Source organism: Giesbergeria sp. (assembly GCF_028686475.1).
In the GTDB taxonomy this organism is placed as follows: Bacteria; Pseudomonadota; Gammaproteobacteria; order Burkholderiales; family Burkholderiaceae_C; genus Simplicispira.
On record NZ_JAQUCA010000040.1, the window covers coordinates 1 to 11,231 of the forward strand.

Annotated in this window: 10 protein-coding genes; 6 read left to right on the forward strand and 4 right to left on the reverse strand. The window is 57.7% G+C overall.

From position 1 onward, the window contains the following. Window positions 1-219 precede the first annotated feature (219 nt). Both PHX60_RS15335 and PHX60_RS15340 read left to right on the forward strand, forming a co-directional pair. Window positions 220-465, forward strand: coding sequence for a hypothetical protein (locus PHX60_RS15335; RefSeq protein WP_300079519.1), 246 nt, complete (start codon window positions 220-222; stop codon window positions 463-465). A gap of 116 nt (window positions 466-581) precedes the next feature. After that, window positions 582-2,798, forward strand: a complete 2,217-nt coding sequence (locus PHX60_RS15340; RefSeq protein WP_366144396.1) for a heavy metal translocating P-type ATPase — start codon at window positions 582-584, stop codon at window positions 2,796-2,798. Here PHX60_RS15340 and PHX60_RS15345 read toward each other — a convergent pair. Continuing rightward, window positions 2,776-3,174: a NirD/YgiW/YdeI family stress tolerance protein gene (locus PHX60_RS15345; protein ID WP_300079521.1), complete on the reverse strand. Its 399-nt coding sequence runs from the start codon at window positions 3,172-3,174 to the stop codon at window positions 2,776-2,778. The two genes, PHX60_RS15340 and PHX60_RS15345, sit on opposite strands and share 23 nt — an antisense overlap. Before the next feature lie 100 nt (window positions 3,175-3,274). Next, window positions 3,275-5,062, reverse strand: a complete 1,788-nt coding sequence (locus PHX60_RS15350) for a diguanylate cyclase (protein WP_300079523.1) — start codon at window positions 5,060-5,062, stop codon at window positions 3,275-3,277. Window positions 5,063-5,288: 226 nt separating this feature from the next. On the opposite strand from PHX60_RS15350, the gene PHX60_RS15355 reads away from it, so the two are divergent. The 3 genes from PHX60_RS15355 (at window position 5,289) to PHX60_RS15365 (ending at window position 8,029) form a co-directional block, all read left to right on the forward strand. Continuing rightward, on the forward strand, window positions 5,289-5,711 hold the full coding sequence (locus PHX60_RS15355; protein WP_300079525.1) for a phasin family protein: 423 nt from the start codon (window positions 5,289-5,291) through the stop codon (window positions 5,709-5,711). 63 nt (window positions 5,712-5,774) lie between these two features. Beyond that, entirely contained in the window at window positions 5,775-7,088 is a 1,314-nt protein-coding gene (locus PHX60_RS15360; protein ID WP_300079527.1) for an HD-GYP domain-containing protein, read from the forward strand. Continuing rightward, window positions 7,085-8,029: a 1-phosphofructokinase family hexose kinase gene (locus PHX60_RS15365; protein WP_300079529.1), complete on the forward strand. Its 945-nt coding sequence runs from the start codon at window positions 7,085-7,087 to the stop codon at window positions 8,027-8,029. The genes PHX60_RS15360 and PHX60_RS15365 overlap by 4 nt, the downstream gene beginning before the upstream one ends. 4 nt (window positions 8,030-8,033) lie before the next feature. Here the strand turns inward: PHX60_RS15365 and PHX60_RS15370 are convergent, their stop codons facing one another. Continuing rightward, entirely contained in the window at window positions 8,034-8,978 is a 945-nt protein-coding gene (locus PHX60_RS15370; RefSeq protein WP_300079531.1) for an SGNH/GDSL hydrolase family protein, read from the reverse strand. A 175-nt stretch (window positions 8,979-9,153) separates the two neighbouring features. Between PHX60_RS15370 and PHX60_RS15375 the strand changes: the two genes are divergently transcribed. Further along, window positions 9,154-9,615, forward strand: a complete 462-nt coding sequence (locus tag PHX60_RS15375; RefSeq protein WP_300079533.1) for a hypothetical protein — start codon at window positions 9,154-9,156, stop codon at window positions 9,613-9,615. 231 nt (window positions 9,616-9,846) lie between these two features. On the opposite strand, the gene PHX60_RS15380 is transcribed toward PHX60_RS15375, so the two are convergent. Next, the gene (locus PHX60_RS15380) at window positions 9,847-11,082 is read right to left on the reverse strand and encodes a hypothetical protein (RefSeq protein WP_300079535.1); all 1,236 of its coding nucleotides are present in this window, start codon (window positions 11,080-11,082) and stop codon (window positions 9,847-9,849) included. Window positions 11,083-11,231 lie beyond the last annotated feature (149 nt).

The window sequence follows — 11,231 nt, forward strand, 5'->3', positions numbered from 1 at the left end:
CAAAGCGGAGAGCCTCTCCGAGGGGGTCGCCTGCCCGCTTGCGCCCTAGACAGCCAAAATACCCGCTTTGTGGTGCGATTGGAGTGACAAAAAGCACGCGAACAGCGGCGCAGGAGGGCATCAGGGTTCAATGCGGGTGCATATTTGCAGAAAAAATCGGCTGAGGCTGGGGTGGCCGGGAGGTGCTTTTTTTGTCACGGATTCAGGAATCAAATTGGTGTGGGGGATCGGTTGGCTATCAAAAAAATGATGGGCAAGGGCGCGACGCAAGTGATGATCAGAGCTGTTGGTATCGTGACCGACATTGAGGAAATGAACATGAATGGGAAGCAAATCAAGCGTTTTCATATGAATTGGGTACTACCGTCATTGCAAAGACTGGTTCCTGCCAACGGTGCGTTCAAGGCCATTCAGGGGCCATATGCGCCCGACGATCTGTGGACTCAACAGGTGTTTCAGCTTTGACCCCCCCCTCCCCCGTAGGTCAGGTTAGCCCGCAGGGCATAACCGGACAGCAAGCGCCAGATGATGTCCATGAAGATGTCTACGAGGCAGACAAGGAAGCCACCCCCAGCCAAGAGTTGGACTTGGCCATTGGCGGCATGACCTGTGCCAGCTGTTCTGGCCGGGTAGAGCGCGCCTTGCGTAAAGTGCCCGGCGTGCAAGAGGCCAGCGTCAATCTGGCCACCGAGTCCGCACGGGTGCGTTTTACACCCTCGGCAACGCAAGACAGCGCCAGCATGGAGGCCCTAGTGCGCCGCGCAGTGCGCAATGCAGGCTATGAGCCACTCAGCCCCGCCGCCACCCAAGCACGCGAACAACCAGACTCCCCTTGGACTGGTTTTGCCCCGGTGGCGCTGGGCTTGCTACTGTCGCTGCCGCTGGTGCTGCCGATGCTGGGCGATGGGTGGGGTACCCATTGGATGCTACCGGCTTGGCTGCAATTTTTGCTGGCCACGCCGGTGCAGTTTATTTTGGGCGCACGCTTTTACCGCGCCGGTTGGCATGCGGTGCTGGCACGCAGCGGCAATATGGATTTGTTGGTGTCGATGGGCACCAGCGCCGGTTGGGGGTTGTCAGTGTGGTTATGGTGGACAGCCCATCCCGGCCACACGCCGCATTTGTACTTTGAAGCCTCTGCGGTCGTTATCACCTTAGTGCTGCTGGGTAAATGGCTAGAGGCACGCGCCAAGCGCCAAACCACTGCCGCCATCCGGGCGCTGCACAACCTGCGCCCCGATATAGCGCACTGGCTGGGCAAAGGCGGCGAAGTGGATGTGCCACTGGCCGAAGTGATGGTGGGTGATAAGCTGGTGGTGCGCCCCGGCGAGCGCATCCCAGTGGATGGTCTTTTGCTAGACGGCAATACCCAAGTGGATGAATCCATGCTCACCGGCGAGCCTTTGCCGGTGCCCAAAACGGTGGGTGATGCCCTGACCGGTGGCTCCATCAACGGCGAGGCGCGCATTGTGTTGCAGGTGCAAGCCGTGGGGGCCGAGACCGTGCTGGCACGCATCATCCGGCTGGTAGAAGATGCCCAAGCCGCCAAAGCCCCCATCCAACGTTTGGTGGACCAGGTGGCGAGCGTGTTTGTGCCCGTGGTGCTGCTGATAGCACTGGCCACTTTGCTTGGCTGGTGCTGGGCGGGCGCAGGGCTAGAAACCGCCCTGATTCGCGCTGTGGCTGTGCTGGTGATTGCCTGCCCCTGCGCTTTGGGGCTGGCGACACCAGCGGCCATCATGGCGGGCACCGGGGTGGCAGCGCAGCATGGCATTTTGATTCAGGATGTGCAGGCACTGGAGCTGGCGCACCGCGTCGATACCGTGGCTTTTGATAAAACCGGTACCCTCACCCTAGGCAAGCCTACCTTAAGCGCATTAGAAGTCGCCCCTGGCCTTCACCGTAACGCTGTCTTGACCACTGCCGCCAGCTTGCAAAGCGGCAGCAGCCACCCGCTGGCCCATGCCGTGCTGCAAGCCGCACAACAACAAGGGCTAGAGCTTCCAAGCCCTGAAGCGGTGCGTAACGTACCGGGCCGGGGCAGTGAGGGCCAAGTGCAAGGCCAGCGCTACTTGCTGGGCAGCTTGCGCTGGCTGCAAGAGCAAGGCGTGGCTTTGGGCGCTTTGGCCGCCCGTGCCACACAGTTGCAAACCGAAGGCGCTACGCTATCGGCCTTGGCCCAACAAACCGCCCAAGGCTGGCAAGTGCAAGCCCTGCTGGCTTTTACCGACCAGCCCAAACCCGAGGCCGCGCAGGCGCTGGCGCAACTGCGCGCACTCGGGCTACGCACGGTGATGATTTCTGGCGACAACCAAGCCGCCGCTGAAATGATGGCGCGCCGCTTGGGCCTGCACCCCGAAGCCGGTGAAGTGTGCGCTAACGTGTTGCCCGGCGACAAAGCCGCCCAAGTGCGTGCCTTGCAAGCTGGCGGCCATGTGGTGGCGATGGTGGGCGATGGTGTCAATGATGCCCCAGCGCTGGCAGCAGCCGATGTCGGCATGGCGATGGGCAATGGCACCGATGTGGCCATGCAAGTCGCTGGCATCACCCTGATGCGTGGCGACCCGCTGCTGGTGGCAGCAGCGCTGGACATTTCGCGGCGTACCGTGGCCAAAATTCGGCAAAACCTGTTTTGGGCTTTTGCCTACAACGTGGCCGGCATTCCGTTGGCCGCTTTGGGTTACCTCAGCCCGGTGCTGGCCGGGGCCGCGATGGCGCTTAGTTCGGTGTGCGTGATGGGCAATGCTTTGCTGCTCAAGCGCTGGCGCCCAGCATTTAGAGTTTTTGCACGCGCTTGACATCGACTTTGCTCGATGTGAAGCGTTTGTCCAGCTCACCAGAGATTTCTACCTTGTCTTGTGGCGACACGCTTTGGCCGTTCCAGCGGCGTTGGTCAATCTCTACCTCTATGGTGCCAGAGTTGTCGCGGAACACATAATCTTCTCCGCCCAAATGGCGCTCAATTTGGCCGCGCAAGGTCACGGGGGTGTCGTCTTTGAATGTTTTGGCCTGCTCTGCACTGACCACGGTCACGGGGCCATTAAAACCAACACGCGCCGACGTACTGGCGGTTGCTGGCTCGCTGGGGCCGGTAAAGCCGCCAGCGGTTTGTGCCAAGGCGCTGGCGCACAGCAATACGGTGGCACTGAAGGTAGCAAGGGTTTTGGTGAACATGGCAAGATTCCTCTGAAATGTGTTGTTGTTGCCATTGTGTCCACCGAAGCTGATGTGTAGATTAACGGCCTAGCGCCCCCCGCTGGCCCAAGGGTGGGCTTTAGCCGTACCGTTGGTTGATATACAGGCTGTTGCCGGGCATGGATTTGGCTTTTTTCTTCACCTCGGCGGCCACCTTGGCCACTTCCAAATGGTTGTTGAACATGCCGGGCCGCACTTCTACCGCCCCCAAAGACAAAGAAATCAGCGGATGAAACTCGGGCAAGCCCTTGCGGTTTTCGGTCACGTAGCCACCGCGCGCTAAATCGTCGTTGCTGAAAAAAGAGGCAATATCGGTAGCAAAGCTTTTCAAGATGGCGTGGCAGCGCGTCTGCCAATCCGGGCTGCGGCAAATCAGGATGAAATCATCGCCACCAATGTGGCCGACATAATCAAGCGCTGGGTCGCAAAATTCACTCAGCACGCGGGCCGTGAGTTTGATGACCTCATCGCCCTTGGCATAGCCATACACATCATTGAATGGCTTGAAGTTGTCTAAATCGCAATAGACCACGCAATGCTCCGCGCGTGCGCCCAAAAGCTGGTCAATATGCTGGTTGATGGGCACATTGCCCGGCAGTTGCGTTAAGGGGTTGGCGTAGCGGGCCGATTCCATCTGCATCGAAGTGACCTCGCGCAGCAAGTCTTGCACCCAACCAATACCCAAATAATGGCCACGTTCTGTCACGACAAAGCCGCTGATTAAATGCCGAGGGTCAGCGCCCACGACCAAGTTGGTCACTTCTTCTAGCGGGGTGTGGATGTCCACCATCAGCGGCTCATCGTCCATAAAGCGCTGGCAGGGCTTTTGGCCAAAAATCTCTTTGCGAAACGAGCGCGCCATCACATCAATCATCTCGTAACGCGAAATCAGGCCCAACGGTTTGCCCTCTTGCACCACCGCCACGGCGCGCAGGTCGGGGTTGCTTTCAAAGCTATCAAACACCTGCCCGGCAAAGGTGTTGGGCGTGACCGGGGGCGATTTGATGAGCAAGCGCTCTAACACCGAGCTGGGTTTCAAGCCCAAGCTGGCGCTGTCGTGCCTGCCCGCCATGATGGCCTTGTGTGCTGCCGCCGACAAGGCGCGCGTGGGCACCACATTGGGGCGGCCAATAAAGTGGCTGGCCCCATAGCGCACTCCAGCTTGCATCAAAGCGTGTAACTCGTTTTTGTTGCCGATGCCATCGGCCAGCAATTGGCGACCTTGTTGTAACTCAGTCTGCAAGAGGCTTTGCAGCTCTTGCGGGGCCGCAAGGTCTAAGCTGGTGAGGGTTTCTTCGTCCAGCAAGCAAAAGTCTAGTTCTAGTTCTGACCACAGTTGCTGCTTGGCGCGTTGGCACAACAGGGTGCGCGCCGCCACGCGCAGACCTTGGGCGCGCACATAGTGCAGCCATTGGGCGGCTTGCGGGTAGGTATCGGCGCAAATATCGGGCAGCACCAGCACCACGCGCTCGGGGGCCAGTCCAGAGCTTTGGGCGATGTGTACCAACTCTTTGGCCAAAGGCATACCAAAGGCTTCGATGGTACCTTTGGGGATAGGCGCAAACACCCAGCCCCGGCATTCGTGTTCTAAAAATTTGGCCAGCACTGCACTGAACGCATCGCAGGCAAAATGGTGCAAGCGCCCAATGTGGGTGCTGACTTGCGTTAAGCGCTCATAAGAGCCGCGCAACATGCCCACTGGGCCACGCACCGAGGCCCGATAGCCCGCAATGCCGCAATCGGTGAAATCGGCCACTGGGCAAAATTTGGCCAGCAAGCTATGGTTATCGAGCAAGGCATGGATTTCTTGCACACAGGCATCACAAGCTGCATCGCGCGGTGCAGCCTTGACCAGGTTGGCGAACATGCGAATCCTTATCAGGGGCTTCGACATCCAGTTTGAAATGCTGGTGCAGCCCTGCGCCTGACCTTAACGCGCTTGTGTGACAAGCTGATGGCAACCCAGCGCCAGCAGCGTGTTGTTCGGCGTGCTGTCTGGTGTGGGCGCTGTCATGGTTCTTTCGCTGGGTTGTCATAGAGAAGCCCTACATTGGCTGGCAATATGGCCTTCACTCTATCCAAGAATTTACGACATGATGACACCGGAACAATTTTCTGAATACCAGCAAAAACAGCTTCAGGCTTTGCATGAGTTGACGCTCAAATATGTATCGAGCGTACAAGCCCTGACGGAGCTGCATTTGCAGCACACCAAAGATGCTTTAGAAGCACACCAACAGCCGCCACAAGATTGGTTGCAGGCCAAAGACTGGCCAGATTTGCTCGCGCTGCAAAGCCGTAGCTTGCAACCCCTGACCGAAAAATGGACGGGCTACACCCAAAATTTTTACGATATTTTGTGGGGCTTGGGCCACGAAATGGGGCGACTCTTTCAGCAGCCAACACCTAGCGCCTCGCCCAAGGAAACCCCCGAGCCTGCGCCTACGCCTGCTGCAACCCAAGCCCTTGCCAAAACCCAAGCTGGCAAGGGCCAGCCGCCCAAGCCAGCTGCTTGAGCCGTAGCCTTGCGCTGAGATTGTGTTTGAGCGCGTCAGTGCAGTGCGTTTTATGATGCTGCCATGCTCAAACGTATCCACGTTCAACACCTTACCCTGGGGATGCACATCCATGAATTTTGCGGTTCATGGATGGAGCATCCGTTTTGGCGAACCCAGTTCACCCTCACGGATGCCCAAGATTTAGCCAGCATTCGTGCCACCACCATCAAAGAAGTTTGGATTGATGTGGCACGCGGGCTGGATGTGGCTCCGGGCGTGGCCTCTACCTCCGAGGCCCAGGCCCAAGCCCAAGTAGAAAACACCTTTCAGCACCTGAACGAGGTGCCAGCACCCCCGTCCCCCGCAGTGGTGGTATCGGTGCGCGATTTGCACCCCGCCAGCATGGTGCAAGAGCTAGAAACCGCTGCTGCCATTTGCCGCCAATCCAAACTGGCCGTGACTTCGATGTTCAACGAGGCCCGCTTGGGCAAAGCCATCGACACCGGCACCATGCGCGATTTGGTGGAAGACATCTCCTCCTCGGTGATTCGCAACCCCGGTGCCCTCATCAGCTTGGCGCGGCTCAAAACGGCTGATGATTACTCTTATATGCACTCGGTAGCGGTATGCGCCCTGATGGTGGCTTTGGCACGCCAACTGCATTTGGAGGCCGCACAGACGCAGTTGGCTGGTATGGCCGGACTGTTGCACGATTTGGGCAAGGCTGCCATCCCATTAGACGTGCTGAACAAACCGGGCAAACTCACCGATGATGAATTTGCCGTGGTGCGCCACCACCCAGTCGCGGGCTGGGAGATGCTGCGCGAAGGCGGCAAAACCAATGCAGCCGTATTGGATGCTTGCCGACACCACCACGAAAAAATAGACGGCACCGGCTACCCTGATGGCTTGTCGGGCCAGCAAATCCACCTGATTGCCCGCATGACCGCGATTTGCGATGTCTATGACGCTATCACCTCGAATCGCCCCTACAAAGCGGGCTGGGACCCTGCCGAATCCTTGCGCCGCATGGCCCAATGGAGCGAAGGGCATTTCGATATTCAAATTTTCCATGCCTTTGTCAAAAGCATCGGTATCTATCCGGCAGGCTCTTTGGTGCGCCTTAGTTCTGGCCGCTTGGGCGTGGTCACCGACCAAAACCGCAGTACCCTGACCGCCCCTTGGGTGAAGGTGTTTTATTGCACCCGCACCCAAAAGCGTATCCCGCCCGAGACGATAGACTTGAGCCTGCCCAGTTGCCAAGACAAAATCACGGGGCGCGAAGACCCCGAACACTGGCATTTTCCAGATTTGGTGCAGCTGTGGTCTGGTTTGGATATTTCGCACCAACACACGGTGGCCACCCCGGTCACTGCTTCTCAGGTCAGGGCATGAAGCGCTTTTTAACTCTCACCCTCAATCCAGCACTAGATATTGCCACCAGCACACAGCGAGTTCAGCCCACACACAAACTGCGCTGCACAGCGGCACAACTTTATCCAGGTGGGGGCGGCATCAACGTGGCGCGGGTGTTGCACCGGCTGGGCTGCCCGGTGCAGGCTTGGTATTTGGCCGGTGGCCTGACCGGGCAGCGCTTACAAGCCCTGTTAAAGGCCGAAGGAGTGCCAACACAGGTGCAAGCGATTGCCGGGGCCACGCGCGAGAATTTCTCGGTACTCGAGAGCAGCAGCGGGCAGGAATTCCGTTTCGTTCTGCCCGGCCCCCAAGTGCAGCCCCCTGAATGGCAAGCCTGCCTGCGCGGTCTGGGCGGCTTACAACCCCAGCCCGATTGGCTGATTGCCAGTGGCAGTTTGCCACCGGGGGTGCCCGATGATTTTTATGCCCAATTGGCCCAGCAAGCCCACCAACAAGGGCAAAGGCTGGTATTAGACACCTCTGGTCCGGCTTTGGCCGCCGCTTTGCAGGCTGGGGTCTATTTGCTCAAACCCAGTTTGCGCGAGTTGCGCGAACTGACCGGCCAGCCCTTGCCAGATGCTCCGGCTTGGCAGCAGGCGGTGCAGCAACTCATCGCCCAAGGCCAAGCCCAGATGGTGGCGCTGTCTTTGGGGGAGCAGGGCGCTTTGCTGGCTACCCCTGCTGGTGTTTGGCAAGCTGCTGCTCTGCCGGTGTCTGCCGATGCAGGCACTACCGGCGCGGGCGATTGCTTTTTGGCCGCTTTGGTGTGGGCGCTGGCCCAAGACCAAGCCCCAGCGGCTGCGCTGGCTTGGGGCGTGGCCGCTGGCGCGGCCGCGCTGCTTTCGGGCGGCACAGGGCTGGCACAGGTGCCCGATATGCAGCGGCTGCAAACGCAGGTGGTGGTGCGGGCCTGCGCCTAGCGCTTTACCAACGGGCGCGCAGTTTGTCGTAGGCGTACAAACCCAGCTGGCGCTGCGCCGAGGGTGCTAAATACACCGCATCGGCAAACACGTAGCGGTCTGCTTCGGCATTGGGGCGCAGGGTGGCGGCGGTACACAGGCTAGAGTTAATTTGCCCTAAGCCAATACCAATCCCATTGCCCGCATCCACCGAGGTGCAAACCGGTTCGGTGGTGTTGTAAAACGAGAACGATTCGGGGTTGGAGGTGTACAGGTTGACGTAATAGGCTACGTCGATATACAACACGTTTTGGCTCAAATCATTCAGGGCCACCAACAAGCCGCGATTGAACTGGTTGCTGGCTTGGCTGAGCAGGTCTTTTTGGTTGATGGCAGCGGCCCAAGGGGTCAGGCCCAAATCGTACAAATTGGACACCGCCACGTAGTTGGCCCCACCGGCCACCAAGCGGCGCACTTGGGCGGCCAAGGCTTCGCCGTGCTGGCGTGCTTGCTGCAAAAATTGCTCTGGGCTAAGGCGGCCAGCCTGCACGGCGGCCATATCGACGATGATGTCGCTTACGCCACCGTTGACCAAGGCCACATCGTTGGCCCCTAAACGCTGGCTGGCCAAAAAGCCGTCAATTTGCTGCGCTACCGTGCGCGTGCTGGCTTGGCCAGCGGCATCGGGTTGTTGTTGCAGGCGCGCATTGCCTTCGGCCAGACTGACCAAGCCGCCAGCGGCGTGGCCTGCGCCACGGTAATACTCTAGCAGTTGCAGCGTCCAGTTGTTGATGCTGCCGTTGTTGACGGTGTAGCGCTGCGCGCCCAAGCTGCTATAGCCATCGCCAAAGGCCACCAGGCGCTCGGGGGCCAGGGCCGATTCAATGCTGCTGGAGCCGCAGGCGCTTAGCAGGGTAGCCGCCGCGCAGGCGAGGGCCAAGGTGGTGCGGCGCATCCAGTGTGCTGTCATGGTGTGTGGTTTTCTTGAGTGTAGAGGGTGGAGTGGACATCTTTACTGCCCTTGGTTGCAATGATAATGGCTTCAAACCGGACATGCTTTTTTGTACATCCTCTTTGGCCTGCTGTGCTTTTTTCCTGCAACGCAAGGCTGTGCTGGGTGGAGGCGTAGGGCACCATCGCGCCCCATGCGTCTGTCGGAATTAGAAAAGCAAGAGTACGCCGATTGGGCGAGGCAGGTGCTCGCAGACGGGCACTTGGCTCGGCACGAATTCAGAAGGGTTGGCCTGCTACCACAGAGGGTGCTCCATGACAGAGACGTATCAAAAATCGGGGTGGAGGTCGCTGACATTGAGATTAGCGACTACCTGTTGCGGCATGGCTACCGCAGCAGCAAGGAAGTGCGGGGAGCTTCTTTGTGTATCGAAGACCTTGCTTATTTGCCAGACAGGCTAGAAGCTGCAAAGTGGTTTTTTGACCCCAAGCATGGCAACGTCATTGCTTTTTTCGATATCAACGATCAGGTGATGGTGGGCAAAGCGGTTGTGCATTTTAAGTACATGCGCAAAGGCAAGGGGCACAATGCCGTCATCACCACTGGCATCGTCCGACGGGCCAACATCCAAGACGGTGGAAAACGCCACCTATAAAGTACCGCAGGTGGTGGTCAATGCGCATGAACTGACTTCACCAGAGGTCTAAGACCACTGCCACTCGTCGACTTGGAGAGGGTCTCACCGCCTGCGGTAGTGCCATTTTAGTGTTGATTACTACCCCTGGCAATCACCCAACCATTGCAGCAGATAGATGTTGCATTGACGCATCACCTTGCAGTTTGGGGACAAATCAGCAACTGATGCTGCCCTTTCTGGGGGCAGTTCCTAATCTTTTTTCTTATCGCTACTTTTTAGACTTTCCCCCGCCGCTTTGAAATTCTTATAAGCTTTGTCCCAATTCACTCTTGGAAACGCGGCTTTAACGGACTCCAAAAATCCTTCCTCATTCAAAGTCTCAAAGGTAACGTCTTTGTAGCGTGCTTCTAGCTTCATTTCCTGAATCATTGATTCGGCAGTTGGCAGCACCCGATTGAGTTCCGTCTCAAGCCATACCTTTGCATCTTCATCCGAAGGGTTTTCAGCTAATAAGCCGCCGCGCAGACTGTCGGGTGGATTGGCTTTCACAGTAGGTAGGTAGTAATCCACAATCTGTTGGCGTGATGCATCAAGGTGTTCTTGTAGTTCTGCTGCAACGGCTGCCTGATGTTCTTTCAATTTCTGCCCAAGCTCATCCAAACGCTTCACCAAATGTGGTTTGGCGGCTTTGAGTACCACTCTGCCATGATCTTTTCCTAGCGATGGCGTAAAATTTTTACGAATCTCATTCAGAGTGTCCTCTAACTTTTTAGAAGATAACTTACCTCCCTTTTCGATTAATTCGAAGGTGGTGCGTAAGCGCCCTTCTAGTTCTCTACTGCCACCCAGCTCTTGGATAGCCTTTGGAATCGCCAGCCGATGACGCTGAATGGAAGCCCCTGTGAGGCTCAGTTCTACATATTGCAGATAAGGCTCAAACACCCGCACTTGCCGCGCCAAATCAAAGCGTACCGGTGGAGCATCTTTCAGGCTGGCGGCCACCTCGTTAAAGCCAGTGTTGGCAATCTCTTTCGAGCCTACATCATCGGGCAATGCTTCTATGCGGCGCTTTTCTTCGAGCGTTGGGGCTTGTGCTATGGCAATGGCCTTGGCTGCGGGTGATAGCCGCGCCAGCGCCTCTGCGACCTGTGCGGCAGACATGCGCATGGCATTGGGCGCTGCGTTGGGGGCGGGTTCAGGCTCCAGATATAACGGTGTGGGTGTGAAGCTAAAACCTGCACCATCCACAATCACCAAGGCGGTACGCATACCCGGTGCGCTGCGCACTACCACACCCACCTGCCGTAGCAACTCCACGGCAGCCAAATCGCCATAGCCCATACGCATCACGCGCTCGTCAAAGTCTAGGCATACCGTAACCATCTCTGGCCCCAAAGTTGAGACGGCAGCGGCCAGCGTGTGCGCCACGGGTAACTGAACACCTGGTGCTGCATAACATACCGAAAGCTGTGCATCGGCAATCAACCGTGCTATATCAGCACCAGTCAGGGTTAGCAGCAGAACTCAATGAATCTACTCAAATCTACGCTAATCTATCCATTATGAACAGATTAATAAGTATAGGAGAAGCAGCAAAGGCATTAGGTGTGTCCATAACAACCTTGCGCCGCTGG